General features: G+C 61.5%; 18 protein-coding genes. 11 read left to right on the top strand and 7 right to left on the bottom strand.

Going from position 1 to position 14,924, the window contains the following annotated elements; genetic code table 11:
* Nucleotides 1–6: 6 nt before the first annotated feature.
* From KVP70_RS34395 to KVP70_RS22660, 3 genes are read right to left on the bottom strand one after another with little or no spacing between them, the layout of a single operon-like run.
* Nucleotides 7–219, bottom strand: coding sequence for a GDCCVxC domain-containing (seleno)protein (locus KVP70_RS34395; protein WP_229225032.1), 213 nt, complete (start codon nt 217–219; stop codon nt 7–9).
* A gap of 4 nt (nt 220–223) precedes the next feature.
* Nucleotides 224–499: a heavy-metal-associated domain-containing protein gene (locus tag KVP70_RS22665; RefSeq protein ID WP_217944566.1), complete on the bottom strand. Its 276-nt coding sequence runs from the start codon at nt 497–499 to the stop codon at nt 224–226.
* 13 nt (nt 500–512) lie between these two features.
* On the bottom strand, nt 513–857 hold the full coding sequence (locus tag KVP70_RS22660) for a mercuric transporter MerT family protein (protein ID WP_217944565.1): 345 nt from the start codon (nt 855–857) through the stop codon (nt 513–515).
* Between the two features lie 66 nt (nt 858–923).
* Here KVP70_RS22660 and KVP70_RS22655 point away from each other — a divergent pair, with 66 nt between their 5' ends.
* The 6 genes from KVP70_RS22655 to KVP70_RS34385 all read left to right on the top strand — a co-directional run bounded on the left by KVP70_RS22655 (nt 924) and on the right by KVP70_RS34385 (nt 6,050).
* A complete protein-coding gene (locus KVP70_RS22655; protein WP_217944563.1) occupies nt 924–1,322 on the top strand; it encodes a MerR family transcriptional regulator in 399 nt (132 codons plus the stop codon).
* 1,069 nt (nt 1,323–2,391) lie between these two features.
* Nucleotides 2,392–3,069, top strand: a complete 678-nt coding sequence (locus KVP70_RS22650) for a site-specific integrase (RefSeq protein ID WP_229225031.1) — start codon at nt 2,392–2,394, stop codon at nt 3,067–3,069.
* Complete coding sequence (locus KVP70_RS34390; RefSeq protein WP_332844084.1) at nt 3,056–3,409, top strand: site-specific integrase; 354 nt, start codon at nt 3,056–3,058, stop codon at nt 3,407–3,409. Before KVP70_RS22650 ends, KVP70_RS34390 begins: the two co-directional genes overlap by 14 nt.
* A gap of 4 nt (nt 3,410–3,413) precedes the next feature.
* Nucleotides 3,414–3,797, top strand: coding sequence for a hypothetical protein (locus KVP70_RS22645; RefSeq protein ID WP_217944561.1), 384 nt, complete (start codon nt 3,414–3,416; stop codon nt 3,795–3,797).
* A 346-nt stretch (nt 3,798–4,143) separates the two neighbouring features.
* A complete protein-coding gene (locus tag KVP70_RS22640; protein WP_217944560.1) occupies nt 4,144–5,211 on the top strand; it encodes a P63C domain-containing protein in 1,068 nt (355 codons plus the stop codon).
* Between the two features lie 506 nt (nt 5,212–5,717).
* A complete protein-coding gene (locus tag KVP70_RS34385) occupies nt 5,718–6,050 on the top strand; it encodes a TIR domain-containing protein (protein ID WP_262311714.1) in 333 nt (110 codons plus the stop codon).
* 162 nt (nt 6,051–6,212) lie between these two features.
* On the opposite strand, the gene KVP70_RS22630 is transcribed toward KVP70_RS34385, so the two are convergent.
* Nucleotides 6,213–6,467, bottom strand: a complete 255-nt coding sequence (locus KVP70_RS22630; RefSeq protein WP_217944559.1) for a hypothetical protein — start codon at nt 6,465–6,467, stop codon at nt 6,213–6,215.
* Here KVP70_RS22630 and KVP70_RS22625 point away from each other — a divergent pair.
* Nucleotides 6,466–7,293: a hypothetical protein gene (locus KVP70_RS22625; protein ID WP_217944558.1), complete on the top strand. Its 828-nt coding sequence runs from the start codon at nt 6,466–6,468 to the stop codon at nt 7,291–7,293. The genes KVP70_RS22630 and KVP70_RS22625 overlap by 2 nt on opposite strands.
* A gap of 184 nt (nt 7,294–7,477) precedes the next feature.
* On the opposite strand, the gene KVP70_RS22620 is transcribed toward KVP70_RS22625, so the two are convergent.
* Nucleotides 7,478–7,969: an Hcp family type VI secretion system effector gene (locus tag KVP70_RS22620; RefSeq protein WP_217944556.1), complete on the bottom strand. Its 492-nt coding sequence runs from the start codon at nt 7,967–7,969 to the stop codon at nt 7,478–7,480.
* A gap of 285 nt (nt 7,970–8,254) precedes the next feature.
* Here KVP70_RS22620 and KVP70_RS22615 point away from each other — a divergent pair, with 285 nt between their 5' ends.
* The 4 genes from KVP70_RS22615 (at nt 8,255) to KVP70_RS22600 (ending at nt 12,272) form a co-directional block, all read left to right on the top strand.
* On the top strand, nt 8,255–8,782 hold the full coding sequence (locus tag KVP70_RS22615) for a glycoside hydrolase family protein (protein WP_217944554.1): 528 nt from the start codon (nt 8,255–8,257) through the stop codon (nt 8,780–8,782).
* Between the two features lie 62 nt (nt 8,783–8,844).
* Nucleotides 8,845–9,318 (top strand): hypothetical protein, encoded by a 474-nt coding sequence (locus KVP70_RS22610; protein ID WP_217944553.1) that lies wholly within the window; start codon nt 8,845–8,847, stop codon nt 9,316–9,318.
* Between the two features lie 510 nt (nt 9,319–9,828).
* Nucleotides 9,829–10,863 (top strand): choice-of-anchor J domain-containing protein, encoded by a 1,035-nt coding sequence (locus tag KVP70_RS22605; protein ID WP_217944551.1) that lies wholly within the window; start codon nt 9,829–9,831, stop codon nt 10,861–10,863.
* Nucleotides 10,860–12,272 carry a PA domain-containing protein gene (locus KVP70_RS22600; RefSeq protein WP_217944550.1) on the top strand — a complete coding sequence of 471 codons (1,413 nt, stop codon included), beginning with the start codon at nt 10,860–10,862 and terminating at the stop codon, nt 12,270–12,272. Before KVP70_RS22605 ends, KVP70_RS22600 begins: the two co-directional genes overlap by 4 nt.
* On the opposite strand, the gene KVP70_RS22595 is transcribed toward KVP70_RS22600, so the two are convergent.
* Together KVP70_RS22595 and KVP70_RS22590 are read right to left on the bottom strand one after the other, a co-directional pair.
* Nucleotides 12,253–13,680, bottom strand: coding sequence for an efflux transporter outer membrane subunit (locus tag KVP70_RS22595; protein WP_217944548.1), 1,428 nt, complete (start codon nt 13,678–13,680; stop codon nt 12,253–12,255). The genes KVP70_RS22600 and KVP70_RS22595 overlap by 20 nt on opposite strands.
* Nucleotides 13,677–14,924 (bottom strand): efflux RND transporter periplasmic adaptor subunit, encoded by a 1,248-nt coding sequence (locus tag KVP70_RS22590; RefSeq protein WP_217944546.1) that lies wholly within the window; start codon nt 14,922–14,924, stop codon nt 13,677–13,679. Before KVP70_RS22590 ends, KVP70_RS22595 begins: the two co-directional genes overlap by 4 nt.

Raw genomic sequence — 14,924 nt, 5'->3', positions numbered from 1 at the left:
CCGCTTTTAGCCGCAGCATCCGCGCTGCAGCTGGATCGGCGGGCACTTCACTGTCCCGTAGGAGCAGAACACGCAGCAGTCGCCCGCCTTTGGCCGTAGCACGACGGCACAACCGGTGCACTCGTAATAAAACTGGCACGCGTCCGTCGGCATGCGCTCCTGTTTGCTCAACCCGCAATGTGGGCAGGTCAGCGTGGATTCTAGAATCGCCTCGGCCATCGCGTTACTTCCCTTGCGTCGATGGGAAGCCTGCATCGGCGGTCGCTTTGGTCAGTGAGGCGATAGTTGCGCGGTCCATATCAAGACGCACCGTCGCGGTCTTGTGCTCGAAATCCACCTTCACATCGCTTACACCGGGGAGCTGTTCCAGCGCTTTCTTGACGGTGATCGGGCACGCCGGACAGGTCATGTTTTGCACGTTGAGGGTAATGGTCTGTGGCACACCTGCAAAGGCCGATCCAGCCAGCAGAACCCCGACGAGGAATGAGTAAATACGCATGAGGACATCCTTTTCAATAGAACAACGAGGCATACAAGGGAAATGCCAGCAGTAGTAACACCGGCAAGGTAACAAGCCAGAACGCGATGCGCTGGTTCCTGATGACGCGATCGGACGCACACGCGTCTCCCGGCGCGCAAGCGCGACGGCGCACGTATAAATTGTAGAAAGCCGTCCCGAGCAAAAGCAGCGTCAACCCTGTCAAATGGGAACTATAAGGTTCGAATGCCATCAGGAGCGCTGCCCAACCGCCGCCGACGCCGAGCAGCAGAAGAACGAGCGGGCCGGCGCAGCAAGCCGACGCGCCAAGGGCCGTCAATATCCCTGCGGCCAAGGTGCTTTTCGTTCCTATTGCCATACCGACTCCCCATTGGTTTGAAACAAGAATAGGATAAACTCCGTACATATATACGGAGTCAAGCGAATGGATGAAAAAATGACGATCGGGCGTCTGGCCGCCGCCGCCAAGGTGAATGTGGAGACGGTCAGGTTCTACCAACGCAGCGGGCTGATCGACGAACCAATACGTCCGCATGGCGGCTACCGCACCTATAGTGACGGAGATATCCGCAGGATCCGGTTCATCAAACGGGCACAGCTACTGGGATTTGCGCTCGACGAAATTTCGAGTTTGCTTAGGCTGGAAGGTTCGCTGGCCTGTAGCAGCACGCGCGACCTGGCGGCCAGGAAGCGTGCGATGGTGGAGTCAAAACTAACCGATCTGCAGGCGATGAAAATCGCGCTCGAAGGAATGGTCGCTCGGTGCGGCAGCGAAGAACGTAACGACGGCTGCCCGATCATTCAGACGCTGATCGCCGACTGACATGCGTACACTTATTGCCCAGACACGAAAAGCTGTTGATTCCGAGCTGTACTACTTGGCGCTGATGAGCGCATTGACCATTCCAGATATCGCGGGCGGGCTGGGGGCACCCGATGGCGTCGCGAAGGGTAGCCGCTACGCGGCGTGGTATGAGCAGTGGGTCCGGCCGAGGCTGATGGAGACGCGCGGCCGAATTAATCCATTCTCAGGGAAACAGTGCTACGGTTTTCGTTGCGCCATGCTTTACCAGGGCCGCAGCCAGAGGAAGGGGATGGGTACACGAAGATCGTGTTTGTCGAACATGGATGCTCACACTATGACTTGCATTATTGCTTGGTGGCCGGGGAAGTGCTAATGATACAGCTCGATGAATGCGTAGACGAAGTTTTGTGAGGCTGCGAGTTAGCGCTTCATTTATTCGATACGCAGCCAGTAGTGGCGACCTGTCACGTTAGATACCCTTCGCGTAGCGCCAGCCCGGCAGCCAGTACATGATGCGGAGGCCAAGCTGGTGTGTAGGTCAACTTGCAGCGCTCGAAAAAGATATTGGGCAAACTCGGGTAGGGACGCCGTTCGCGCGAAACCAGCGACAGCCACGCCGTATTCGCCGTTGCGACCCAATGCGAAGATTTCATTGATGGCATTTCCGCCTTCCTGAGGCGAAGGCCAACGCGCTTTCGTTGAACTTGGTAAGCCAAGGGGCGAGATATAGTCGATTGGAGTGATGTGACAGCCGCTGCTGCTCAGTATGGCCGAGGGTGGTATGCGCCTTGCCAAAGTAAATTCGGAGGGCGAGTACGGAGTCAGTACGGAGTCCGGTCGGGCTTTTCGGGAGTCGCGAGGAGCCGTCAAATGCAGGCGTTTCCTATGAAAACTGTCTTCGGGAAGCTCCGGCGGTCTCTCGGTTGAGCATTCACACTGCAGGGGTCGCAAGTTCGAAACTTGCACTTCCCACCAGTTTCAAGGTATTGATTTCAAAGTGTTTTTCTAAACACCCTCAATATCTGTCCTCCGTTGAATCGGACCACTTGCCACAAAATTGCCACAACTTAGTGGCAAGGAGCTAGTGGTGGCAACGATTCGTCAACGTGGTAGTCAATTTGAGGTCCAGATCCGACGTAAGGGCTGGCCTAAACTCTCTAAAACATTCCCTGATAAAGCTGCAGCTCGCGCTTGGGTTTCGGTCATCGAATCCGAGATGGTGCGCGGAATTTTTATCGACCGCAGCGAGGCTGAGAAAAATACCCTGGGCGATCTACTCGGCCGATACCTTATTGAGGTATCCGAGAGCAAGAAGGGTGCGAACTCTGAGCGCTATCGAATTGCGTCCTTGCAGCGTGACCCAATCGCCCAGTACAAGGTCGCTGGGCTGTCGGGCAAAGTCTTGGCCGAATGGCGTGACCGTCGGCTCAAGGAGGTTTCGGGCTCGACCACTAACCGAGACCTAGGCCTGATCTCCCATGTGATAAACGTCGCTCGGAAAGAGTGGGGAATCCACATCGAAAATCCTGTGGCGATGATTCGACGTCCACCAGAGAGCAGAGGGCGGAACCGTCGCTTGTCGCCCGATGAAGTTCAGCGGCTGTTAGCGGAGCTGATGCCGAGCGTCCGCACGGTTAAGGGCTACTACGACGAAGGCGGAACCCGAAATCCCTGGATCTATCCGCTTGTCGTGTTGGCGATCGAGACCGCGATGCGCCGAAGTGAAATATTGTCGCTGCGGTGGGGGCGACGTGTTTCTCGCTGACCGCTACGTGCGGCTGCATGACACGAAAAACGGCGAGTCGCGTGATGTGCCGCTCACCACCAAGGCGCACGGCATCCTGCAGTCCCTTCCGCGTCATATCTCAGGCCAGGTATTTCCCACCACTGCCGACGCCGTCAAAAAGTCATTCGTGCGTGCTGCGGAACGAGCAGAAATCAAGAACCTGCATTTTCACGACCTTCGGCACGAGGGGACTAGCCGTTTGGCTGAGAAGCTCGACAATGTGCTTGAGCTCTCCGCAGTCACCGGGCACAAGACATTGTCCATGCTGAAGCGATATTACCATCCGCGCGCCAAGGACCTGGCTCGGAAGCTGGGGTGAGTAAATGAATAAGACCTCGCTTTTCCGAGCCTATTGCTTCTGGCCATACGAGACGGCCGTGTTTGTTGAAGCTAGTGATCGCCAAAGTGCTGCGGTCAAGATTTCGCGCCTGATTGGAGCGTTGTACGGTTGCCCGGCAGATGACGTTTCATTTTACAACCTCGATTCATATTCCGAACTCATTGACGAAAAGGGCATCGGTGAGGACTTGGATTTCAGATTATTCGAGTCAGGGTGGGATGCTGACGGCGTAGCGTCTTGGATGGATGGTCCGCTATTCCTTGCGCCCTTGAATCAATCGTACTTACCTGCAGCATGGGGACGACTGCAGCGTCACCTTGAGGAGCTGGGGCGCGACGATCAGCACCAGGTGCGCCCCCGCATGTGACTGGATCGCATCGTCGCTGGCCGGGACGACCGGCCAAAACGCTCCTACATGCGCCCATGACGCGTGCCGGTGCCCTTCGGGCATCAGGGCCTTCGCCCTGACTCAAATCGCCGGCACCGGCTTTCTACGGCCGCGAGGCGCGATCAGGGGAAGGTGCCGCGAATCCGTTTTCTAATTGCAGTGCAATCCCGCCAGCAGGATGCGCATGACGGGAGATACCTTGCATTGATATCGCGATTGTGGTTTTTAACGAAAAAGCTAAATTTTCATATAAATGCAAGGAGTTCCTTGCATTTTGTTCTAGGGGCATATTTTATGCAGATACATTAATTCCCTGGGAGCCATCATGGCAGCCACGAAAAAACCGAAAACTGCTACGTCCGACTTGTTTGCGCAATCGGAGGTCGCACCACCGAAGGGTAAAGCTGCGGGCGGGAAGGCTCGCGCGTCGGCACTTACGCCGGAACAACGAAAAGAAATATCCGCAAAAGCGAACGCCGCGAAAAAAGAGCTGGCATCTTTGCCCAAAGCGACGCACGGCTCAGCTGATCATCCCCTTCGAATCGGTGATCTGGAGATTTCATGCTACGTTCTTGATGATGGACGTCGTGTACTTTCCCTGGGCGGGATGGTCCGTGCAATGGGAATGTCGATTGGTGGCGCAGGCGGTGGCGAAGGAGATCGACTAGTCCAATTTGTGAACGGGAAGTACATTAGTCCGTTCATATCTCCTGAGCTTTTGAACAGGATGTCAACGTCGATTCGCTTCCAGGCTCCCCATGGAGGTACTGCGGCAACTGGCTACGAAGCTGACGTGCTGCCTGAGATCTGCGATGCAGTTCTAGAGGCCCGAAAGGCTGGCGCTTTACGCCCACACCAAATGCATATTGCCGACCAGGCAGAGATACTGGTGCGTGGTTTTGCCAGGGTTGGCATCATCGCGCTGGTTGACGAAGCAACGGGATATCAGCGTGACCGTGCAAAAGATTCGTTGGCCAAGATTTTGGAAGCCTTTGTTGCGAAGGCGCTTCAGCCGTATATGCAAACGTTCCCTGCTGACTTCTACGAACAAATGTTCCGTCTGCGTGGTCTTCCATATCCGCCGGAAAACCCAAAATTCCGCCCGAAGTATTTTGGCTTACTGACCAACGATATCGTCTACGAGCGTTTGGCTCCAGGCCTTCTCGATGAGCTGAAGAAGCAGGCGAAAAAAGATGAAAAAAAGGCGCATCTGCACCGTCGTCTTACCGCAGAGGTCGGTCACCCAAAGCTGAAAGAGCATTTGGCGTCGGTTGTCACCGCCATGAAATTGTCGAATGACTATCCAGATTTTATTTCTAAGATGAATCGGATTCATCCGCGCTTTGGAAAGACCATTCCGCTGGATCTTGAAGATGAAGATCGTGGACTCTAATAGAAACAACGCGGCCAAGAGCATAGCGAATCACTGTCCGGCTAAAAATCAGCTGGTTCGTACGCTGAACCATTTCGACTGCCCGCTATCGTCGGCGGCTGCTTAACCTCAACTTAAAGTAGTGATTACAAATGGAAGGATTACGACATGGCTAGATGCACAGCACCAGTTCGCGGTCATAGCTCAGCGGCCGCGGCTGCCCAGTGCCCTGCGTGCCGTTACCGCAGTAGCTATGGCTATAGCGGCTACAGCTCGCCCTATTCCTCGCCGAGCAGCAGCGGGTCCAGTTATGGCAGCAGCAGCGGCGGCGGTAGATCCAGCAGCTCAAGGCCGCGCTGGTCGGGGGCGGGTTCGTCCTTGTCATACACGACTGCCCAAGTGCAGTCACTTACACCAATCCGCGAAACAGTTGAAACGCGCGCAGCGCAGCAACCTGACCTTCGTGACGTCTTCCTGTGCCACGCGTGGGCCGACAAGGGGCGGCCAAGGAGCTGCGAGACTTGCTCGTGGCAGCCGGCGTAAAAGTTTGGTTCAGCGAGAATGACCTCGCGCTTGGGGTGCCGATGATGCGCGCCATCGACAAGGGCTTAGCGAACTCGCGAATCGGACTTGTGCTGGTGACCCCTGAGTTGCTGGCCAGCCTTCCGAGAGAGGGCGTCGCCGACAAAGAGCTTGCAGTACTGCTGATGCGCAATCAACTCGTCCCAATCGTGCACAACACGACGTATGACGCTCTCCTCAATGTCAGTCCTATGCTCGCCTCACGGAGCGGCTTGAGCACTGCGGAAGACTCAATGGCGGTAGTTGCGGCAAAAATCGCCGAGCTGGTCGCCACCTAAGTGTGTCACTCACATCGTGGGCTGCATGGCCACCTCGCTAAATGGTGGCCGCGTCGCTTGGCGCGCCTAGAGCTCGTTCAAGTTATGATGCCATGCCAAAGGGGGCCAACACGCCTTTTGTCATGGTACACATGCAACCTATCCGGTCGCCCCCATAAACCTTCACCTTTGCCCCGCAGCGCGCATCCGGCTCCAGATTGCCAGCTTTTGTACGGTGGATAGTGCAATCCCTCCCTCGTGCCAGTCTGGCATTCGAACATCCTCAGCCGCGACGCCTTCGGCCAGCAACATGTTGGCCAGCTCGTCGGCACCCGTATGACATACTTGACGGCCATCAGGCAAGGCGGCCACCAGTTCATCACCTGACATTCGCACGAATACAATCGAACTCCGGATATTCCATATGCGGCCGGACATGGCCGCCTGCCATCTCAAGTACCCCGCCCTCAGCGCCTGCGCGTCCGCCAGTGTGGTCATTCGGGTCCGGGCGATCAATGACCTCACGGCCTTCACCGAGGCCATGGACTCTTTGTCGATCTATCGAGGCCTCTGGCAGCTTCACATTCAGAAGAAAATCGCGTTGTTTTCGATGATATCGGATGAGACGCACAGCTCCGGGGCGGTCGTGAAGGTTGGCAACATCCACACGGTTCACCTTCCCGATGGAAGCATGACCAGGAGCGCGCATTGGCACGAGGACGCGTCGAATCATGAGAAGCCCATTGAAATCAAGGGCTTTGACGTGATTGAAAAAAAGGTTGGAGCATTGATCGCCAAGCTCAACAAGGCGACGAATCAATATCACAATTTTTGCGGAAAGGCGCTCCTCAGCTATGTCGCCGCCATAGACAAGGTGGACCAAGAGGCGCGCTTTGTGGCCCTGTGGCTTTGCTTGGAACTGATAACCGGAGCGGACGACGCGAAGGAAATCATCAGGCGGACCGCGTTTTTTTTCGCGGAGGGCGATGTCGCCAAGGCTCAGTTGCGGTCGCTGAGGGCAGCTAGGAATTCCCACGTTCATGCGGGGGTGAAGCCCGGCGGGATCGATGTCAAGAATTTTCAAATGTGCGTATTCGTTGAAGCTCTGCTCGGCTTCATCATCATCAATCACTTCAAATTTTCCAAGGCGAGCGAGTGGAGGGATTTCATGTCCACCGCGACGGATTTGGGGACGATCGACCAACAGATGGCTCGTTTGCGCCTCGTGAAAAGGCTTGTCACTTTGTCGGCCACGCCTGCTTGACGCTTGGCCTCCCCACCAATTCTTGAGGCGCGCTCTGGGCATCGGCGAAGGCCAAGCGGTGTCGCTGACCTCGACATGGGCGCGAGATGCCCCCCTCTAAGCGGGACGTGAACAGTGCAGCTCCGGCTTGCGTCGGCTACCCTGCGCTTCGGCGATCTTAGCTGGGCGCGTTATGGCAAGCTAGTCAAGCGATTCGATTGGTCGAAAGATCCCAGCCCCCGGCTGTGTTGCCGGCCGATCCGCCGGAGATGGTCTGCCGCGTGTAGCGCCACTTGATCTTTGAATATTTCAACGCGACGTGCTCCCCGAGGATGTCGCCCTCCCGGATTGCCGGCGACACCCCGCCGATCAGCACGTTCTCCAATGCGATCTCGAAATACATGACCCGCTCGCCCATCGCGTCGGCGCGCATGAACTCGATGGTGGCCTTCGGAATAGTCTTGCCCGACGAGCAGGTCTGCAAGAGCAATGGCGTGGAGAGGTCCGAGAGCTTGCAGACCACGATGTCGCCGTGCTCGCTCCGCTCGGCCGTGTGCCCGCCGCCGGTCGAAGCCGTCGCCGACTTGGGCTGCGAGAGCTCCCAGCGGACGGACTTGCACTCGATCCAATCCTTGTGGCGGTCGTCGTTGGACTCGCCCTTGATGCCGTCGATGCGCAGATAGACGTCGATCGCCATGGCCTTCTCCTGGTCGGTGCGCGCGCGGCGGCGCCGAGCGCCATGCCATTATTCGCCTCCCAGGGCGGCCGCCGTTGAGGTCGCTCAAAGGACCTCCTCGCGGCGGGCCAAGCCTGCGCGCCGGTGTCCCGCGCGGCGGCCCGCCCGAGGGGCTGGCGAGGCGCCGCGCGGACCCTTGAGCGGCGTCAGGGCAGGCGCGGCTTGGCGAGCGTAGAGTTTGGCTAGGCGGCCTTGGAAGGCGGCCTAGCCGATTCAAACGACCCGCCAACCACCAGTGAGGAAGCCATGCCGGACGCCTCGAATCCCCCCAAAGCCGACAACTCCAAGCTGCGGATGAGCTCCGCCGGCAAGGCGCGCCTGCGCAAGACCGAAGACCCCAAATACTATTACTACGACGATGGCGGAAGGCCCGGTCGCGGCAATTGCACTTGGGGCGCCGGCACGCTCGCGCACAAGGGGCCTTGCTCCGATGCCGAGCTCAAGACGAAGGTGGGGCCGGCCGAGGTCGAGGCGGCCTTTGCGTCTCGGATCGCCGATGCGGAGAGGGTCGTCCACCGGAAAGTGTCCCACCAGGCGCTGAGCCAGGAGCAGTTCGACGCGCTGGTCAGCTTCGTCTACAACGCGGGCGTGAGCGGCGCCGACAACGCGCTCTGGCTGGTCGACCATGGCGATTTCAAAGGCGCCGCGAGCGCGATCTCCCGAACGATCTACATGACGGTGCGGACGAAGAAGGGCCGGAAGAAGGTCGTCGCCCATGGCCTCATCGGACGGCGCGCCGAGGAGAGCGCGCCGTTCCGGGCGCCTTCGCAGTAGCCTTGCCCGAGCGGCCGCGTGCGCGGCTGCTCCCCAACCATCCAGCCAATGAAGGGATCGACATGCGATTCTCCGACTTGTTTTTGAACGCGCGCCAAGCCGCTGGCCGTCTCGCGTTGGCGGCGCTGCTGCTCGGGCCGGCGGGGGCGTGGTCCGCCGACGCGGCGGGGCGGCCCGACCAGGACAACGCGGACATCTACGGGCGATGGCGCCTCGCGAAGGTGCTCGACTCGGCCGACATCGCCGCGATGTCGGACCGCCAAGCCAAGGCCATGCTCGGCGAGGAGGTGCTGATCGCCAAGGACCGCTTCAAAATCGGAAAACGGACATGCGATGGGCCATCCTACGAGCGTAGCGTGGACGACCTCGCCAAGTCCTTCCGGGAGGAGGGCCATGTCAGCTCGGTGAACATGGGGCTGCCCGATCCTGTGACGTCCATCGATGCCGGCTGCACCCGCGTCTATCTCAAAGCCCCCGGCCGCATCGTCGTCCATTGGGATGGATTCTATTTCGACGCGGTCAGAAAGGCGCGCTGAGCAGGGCCTGTTGGCGCTGATCGAATATTGACCCCCGGTGTGTCAAGTTCCGGTCAGCGGCAACAATCAAGGCTTTGCCAACAAAAATTTGGAGGCTGAGTACGGAGTCGGTACGGAGTCCTGCGGAAGTTTCCGAGAGCTGGCGGGAGCCAGCTAACGCGGGTGTTCGCTATGAATACGGGCTTTGGAAGGCTCCCGCTGTCTCGTATTTGAGCCTTTACACTGCAGGGGCGCAAGTTCGAAACTTGCACTTCCCACCAGAATTTATCAAGAAAATCAAAGGCCTGCGTCAATTGACGCGGGCCTTTTTTCTAATGGCAGCCGAAAGTGCGGAAAAAGTACGGAGTTGCCGCGACCATCTGAACGAAAAGATTCCCCAAATTATCCGGCCACCGCGCCGGATTTTTTTTGCCGAGGCGGGAACTGATGAGTATTGAATCGATCTAATCAAGGCAAGTTGAGCCGTACCAATGGGGTTTCCGATTCCACCTTCTCATCATGAGGATAGACATGGACTTGATTAAACGCTGGGCGGGACTGCTTGCAGTCGCCGCTGGTTGTACCGTCTCCGCCTCCGCTGCGCCCTTGCTCAGCGAAAGCTTCAACGACATCACGGCCTTGGCCGCCAACGGCTGGGTATTCGTGAACGACAGCTCTCCGCCCGGCGGCACGTCCTGGTTCCAGGGCGATCCCGCGATCTTCGCGGCGGCCGCCGGCCCGGCCAATGCCTATGTCGCGGCCAATCTCAACAACGCCGGCTTCGGCGGCGCGGTCAGCAATTGGCTGCTGACGCCGGAGCTGGCCTTGTCCAATGGCGAGTCGCTGAACTTCGCTTTGCGCCTGCTGGGGGAAGGTTTTCTGGACACGGTCCAGGTGTACCTGAGCACGGGCGGCGCCAGCACCAACCTGGGCGGCTTCAATCTGCTGGGCAGCTTCGACTCGGCCACCGATACCGGCTGGATCGACCATGCCATCACGGTCGGCGCCTTGACGGCGCCAGCCAGCGGCCGGTTTGCCTTCCGTTACGTGGTCGATGACACCAGCATCCACGGCGACTACATCGGCATCGATTCCGTCAGCGTGAATGCGACCGCGCTACCCGTTCCCGGCACCGTGGCGTTGATCGCACTGGGCATGTGCGGGCTGGCGGGCGCGTTGCGGGCGCGGCGGCCGGTGGAACGGTTGGCCATATGCGGCCTGGCGTTGGCGGCAACAGCAGCGCAGGCCGCGCCGGACAATGGCCTGATGACGTTCCCGCATGTGAATGTTGTCACGCAGCTGGCGCCACCACAGCAGGCGGCAGCCGCCGCCGGCGGGCTCAAGGCCTACAAAGATCCCGCCACCGGCAAGCTGGGCGACCCCAGCCAGGACCAGGCCGCCGAGCTGGACAAGGCAATCCGCGCCAGCGCGGCAGGGCCAAGAGCGCGTTCCAGCCGACCGGCGACGATCCATCCGCCGCACGGCGGCGTCGGCGTGGTGCTCGATGAAGCGCATACCCAGTATTCGGTGCACAAGAATCCCGCCGCCCAAGGAGAGCAAAAATGAAGCGCATCTTGCCAGCCTTCATGACAGCAGTGGCGCTGCTGTGCACCTCGTCGGCCTGGGCCGCCGCGACCATCATCATCGTCAACGGCGACCCGGCCGGCGTCGGCTTCAACGACGCCACGCCGGTCGCTCCGGTCGGCGGCAACGCCGGCACCACGCTGGGCGCGCAACGGTTGAACGCCTTCCAGGCCGCCGCCAGCAAGTGGGGCGGCACGTTGACCAGCACGGTGCCGATCCGCATCCTGGCGACTTGGGAAGCGCTGCCGTGCAACGACGGCGGCGCGGTGCTGGGCTCGGCCGGCGCGCTGGAAGCATTCAGGGACTTTCCCGGCGCGCCGGTCGCCAACGCCTGGTTCAGCAAGGCGGAGACCAATAAATACCTCGGCGTGGACGCCGATCCCACCACGCCGGACATCCGCGCCCGCTTCAACGTCAACTTGGGCCAGCCGGGCTGCCTGACCGGCGCGCCGTTCTATCTCGGCCTGGACGACAGCCATGGCGCCGAGGTCGACCTGGTGACGGTGCTGCTGCATGAGTTCGGCCATGGCCTCGGCTTCCAGACCTACACCGACGACGAAACCGGCGAGCAACTGGACGGTGTCCCCAGCATCTGGGACTACTTCCTGCTGGACACCAGCACCGGCAAGCTGTGGAAGGACATGAGCGACGCCGAACGTGCGGCGTCCGCCGTCAAGTCCGGCAAGCTGGTGTGGAACGGGGCGATCGTCAAGCAGGCCGCGCAGACGGTGCTGCAACAGGGCACGCCGGTGCTGACGGTGCTGGCGCCGGCCGGTATCGCCGGCATCACCCAGGTCGGCACGGCCAGCTTCGGGCCGCCGCTGGCCAGCCCCGGCGTGACCGGCGAGCTGATGCCGGTCGTCGACACATCGCCCGACCGTGGACTGGCCTGCACACCGCTGGCGCCGTCCAACGCGTTGGCGGTGCACGGGAAGATCGCCCTGATCGATCGCGGCAGCTGCACCTTCGTGGTCAAGGTCAGGAACGCGCAGGATGCCGGCGCCATCGGCGTCATCATCGCCGACAACGCCGCCGGTGCGCCGCCGCCCGGCTTGGGCGGCACCGATCCCGGCATCGTGATCCCTGCCGTGCGCATCACGCTGGACGATGGCATTCGGCTCAAGGCTGCGCTGGCGACGCGCTCGCGCACGCATTCAGGCGTCTTTGCCAATCTCGGCGTGAACTTGGCGATCCGCGCGGGCACCGATGCGGCGGGCCGGGTGCTGATGTACGCGCCCAATCCCAATCAGCCGGGATCGTCCGTGTCGCACTACGATGTCAGCGCCTTCCCCAACCTGCTGATGGAGCCGTCCATCAACGGCGACCTGACGCACGAGGTGAGCCCGCCGCGCGACCTTAGCTTCCCGCTGCTCAGGGATATCGGTTGGTAGTCCAGCCGCCGCCCAGCGCCTTGACCAGGTAGACGGAGGCAACCATCTGCCTGCCGCGTATCTGCATGGCCAAGCGCTGGTTGTTGAGCAGCGTCTGTTGGGCGGTGATGACGTCGAAGTAGGTTTCAACGCCGCCGGTGTAGCGGTCGTTGGCCAGCTCCAGCACGCGCTGCGCGCTGCGCACGCCGGCCTCGGACAGCGCAAGGGCGCGGCCCAGCGCCGCCAGGGCGGACATGCCGTCCTCGACTTCCTGCATCGCCACCAGCACGCTTTGCCGGTAGTTGGCGACCGCCCCCGCATAGCCGGCCTGGGCGATGGCCACGGTGGCGTCGCTCTTGCCGGCGTCGAACAGGGTTTGGGTGACGGCCGCGCCGAGCGACCATAGCAGACTAGGTGCTTGCAGCAGCCTGCTCATCTGGTTGCTGTCCCAGCCACCGCTCGATTGCAGCGTCACGGACGGGAACCAGGCGGCGCGGGCGACGCCGATGTTGGCGTTGGCGGCGGCCACCGCGCGCTCGGCGGCGGCCACGTCCGGCCGTCGTTGCAGCACGTCCGACGGCAGGCCGACCGGCAGCGACGGCGGCCTCAGCGCCACCACGGCGGACGGCAGCGCGAAGGAGGGCGCCGGCGTGCCGGTCAGCGTGGCGATGGCGTGCTCGTACTGCGAGCGCTGGCTGTGCAGCAGCTCCAGCTGGGTCTGGCTGGCGTCCAGCAGCGACTGTTGTTGCGCCAGATCGAGGCCGGTGGCCGCGCCCAGTTCGTGCCGGGCCTGGATGAAATCGTAGGCCTTCTGCTGCAAGACGATGCCTTGCTTGAGCACATCGATTTCCGCATCCAGCTCGCGCAGGTTGAAATAGTCGGCCGCCAGTTCGGAGGTCAGCACCAGCCGCACGTTCTCAAAGTCGGCCGCCGCCTGTTCGGCGGAGGCGCGCGCGCCTTGCACGCCGCTGTGCACGCGGCCGAACAAATCGGCTTCGTAGTTGACGGCAAAACCCAGCTGGTAATTGTCTTGCACGACCGATTGACTGGTGGCGTTGTAAGCGGCCAGCGGACGGTTGGCCGACGTCTTCTGGCGCGCCGCCCCGGCTTGCAGGCCGGCTTGCGGGAACAGGCCGGCCGAACTGACCGTCACCTGTGAACGCGCCTGCGCCAGCCGCGCCGCAGCGCCGGCCAGGCCCTGGTTATGCGCCAGCGCCTGTTGCGCCAGCTGGTTCAACTGCGCATCGCCGAAAACCTCCCACCAGTTGCCCTTCAATCCCGCGTCGTCGGGCATGGCGGTGCGGAAGGGGGCGGATGATTGCCACATGGCCGGCAGGTCGATGGATGGCTTTTCGTAGACCGGCGCGCTGGCGCAGCCTGCCAGCAGCAGCGCGGCGGTCAGCGCTCCGAGTGTGCGGCGCTGGTTCATTGCGATGCTTTCCCGGCCGCGCCGGCGCCGGCATCGGCCTTGGCCTGCTTGACCTGCACCACATCGCCGTCGGCCAGCGAATCCGCCGGATTGAGCACCAGCCGCTCGGCCGTGGTCAGTCCGCCCAGCACTTCCATCCTGTTGCCGAGGTCATGCCCAAGCGTGATGGCCTGCAGCTTGACCTTGCCGTCGCCGCCGACCATCGCCACACGCGGCCCCTCCGGCCGGAACAACAGCACGTTGGACGGCACCAGCAGCGCATTCGAACTGCCGCTGAGCGGCAAGGCCACCTGCACGTAGGAGCCGGTCAGCAGCGCGTTGTCCTTGTTCGGCAGGTTGATCTCGACCTGCATGGTGCGCGTGGCCGCGTCGATGGCGCCCGCCGTGCGCACCACCGTGCCGCTGAACTTCTGGCCGGTCAGCTCGGCCTGCGTGACCGTGACGCGGTCGCCGATCTTGATGCGCTGGGCGTAGGCCTGCGGTACATACACGTACACACGCAGCGGATCGACCTGCGCCAGCCGGAACAGCGCCCGGTCCGCGCCGCCGTTGCCGCCGTTGATCAAATCGCCGACATCCACGGTGCGGCTGGTGATCACGCCGGAAAACGGCGCGACCACGCGCTTGAAGTCCCCCGTTTTCTGCAAGCGGCGCACATTGGCGTCGGCAGCCGCCAGGTTGGCCTGCGCCTGTGTGTAGGCGCTGTTGCGTTCATTGAGCTCCTGTTGCGTGACGGCGTCCTTCCTGCGCAAGGCTTCCCAGCGTTCGGCCGAGCTTTTGGCCAGTTCCAGGCTGGCCGCCGCCTGCTGGCGCGCCGCCACGGCTTGCGACAGCTGCTGGTCCACTTCCGGCGTATCGATCTCCGCGAGCACCTCGCCCTTGTTGACGCGGGCGCCGATGTCCCTGGTCCAGCGCAGCACATAGCCGCTGCTGCGCGCATAGATGGGCGATTCGATGATGCCCTGTAGCGTGCCGGGGAGGGATAGCGGCTCGCCGCCCGGCGCCGCCTTGGCGCTGGTGACGAGTACATACTGCTGGTTTAATTCGGTGGTGGCCGTCGCCAGCGCGTTCGCATGCACGGCGCGCTGCACCAGCGTGGCGGCGCCGCCCGCCAGCAGCAAGACGATGGCGATCAGGCCTGCCAGCTTGGCGCGCCTGAGGATAGGCCCGCGATGCGGGTGGTGGTGCGCGCCATCCTCCGGCGTGTGATGGATGCCAAGCGTGGCGTGGCGTTTTTCGGACAT

Source organism: Duganella violaceipulchra (assembly GCF_019166075.1).
Lineage (GTDB): Bacteria > Pseudomonadota > Gammaproteobacteria > Burkholderiales > Burkholderiaceae_D > Rugamonas > Rugamonas violaceipulchra.
Note: the sequence above shows the minus strand (reverse complement) of the source record. Positions and strands in the feature narration are given on the sequence as shown.

Bases quoted from the DNA above. Each gene is read 5' to 3' on its own strand.
- KVP70_RS22645 (WP_217944561.1), top strand. From the start codon at position 3,414: ATGAATAAGACCTCGCTTTTCCGAGCCTATTGCTTCTGGCCATACGAG.
- KVP70_RS22605 (WP_217944551.1), top strand. From the start codon at position 9,829: ATGGACTTGATTAAACGCTGGGCGGGACTGCTTGCAGTCGCCGCTGGT.
- KVP70_RS22630 (WP_217944559.1), bottom strand. From the start codon at position 6,467: ATGTCCGGCCGCATATGGAATATCCGGAGTTCGATTGTATTCGTGCGA.
- KVP70_RS22665 (WP_217944566.1), bottom strand. From the start codon at position 499: ATGCGTATTTACTCATTCCTCGTCGGGGTTCTGCTGGCTGGATCGGCC.
- KVP70_RS22625 (WP_217944558.1), top strand. From the start codon at position 6,466: ATGGCCGCCTGCCATCTCAAGTACCCCGCCCTCAGCGCCTGCGCGTCC.
- KVP70_RS22620 (WP_217944556.1), bottom strand. From the start codon at position 7,969: ATGGCGATCGACGTCTATCTGCGCATCGACGGCATCAAGGGCGAGTCC.
- KVP70_RS22610 (WP_217944553.1), top strand. From the start codon at position 8,845: ATGCGATTCTCCGACTTGTTTTTGAACGCGCGCCAAGCCGCTGGCCGT.
- KVP70_RS34395 (WP_229225032.1), bottom strand. From the start codon at position 219: ATGGCCGAGGCGATTCTAGAATCCACGCTGACCTGCCCACATTGCGGG.
- KVP70_RS22655 (WP_217944563.1), top strand. From the start codon at position 924: ATGGATGAAAAAATGACGATCGGGCGTCTGGCCGCCGCCGCCAAGGTG.
- KVP70_RS22660 (WP_217944565.1), bottom strand. From the start codon at position 857: ATGGCAATAGGAACGAAAAGCACCTTGGCCGCAGGGATATTGACGGCC.
- KVP70_RS22590 (WP_217944546.1), bottom strand. From the start codon at position 14,924: ATGTCCGAAAAACGCCACGCCACGCTTGGCATCCATCACACGCCGGAG.
- KVP70_RS22600 (WP_217944550.1), top strand. From the start codon at position 10,860: ATGAAGCGCATCTTGCCAGCCTTCATGACAGCAGTGGCGCTGCTGTGC.
- KVP70_RS22615 (WP_217944554.1), top strand. From the start codon at position 8,255: ATGCCGGACGCCTCGAATCCCCCCAAAGCCGACAACTCCAAGCTGCGG.
- KVP70_RS22640 (WP_217944560.1), top strand. From the start codon at position 4,144: ATGGCAGCCACGAAAAAACCGAAAACTGCTACGTCCGACTTGTTTGCG.
- KVP70_RS22595 (WP_217944548.1), bottom strand. From the start codon at position 13,680: ATGAACCAGCGCCGCACACTCGGAGCGCTGACCGCCGCGCTGCTGCTG.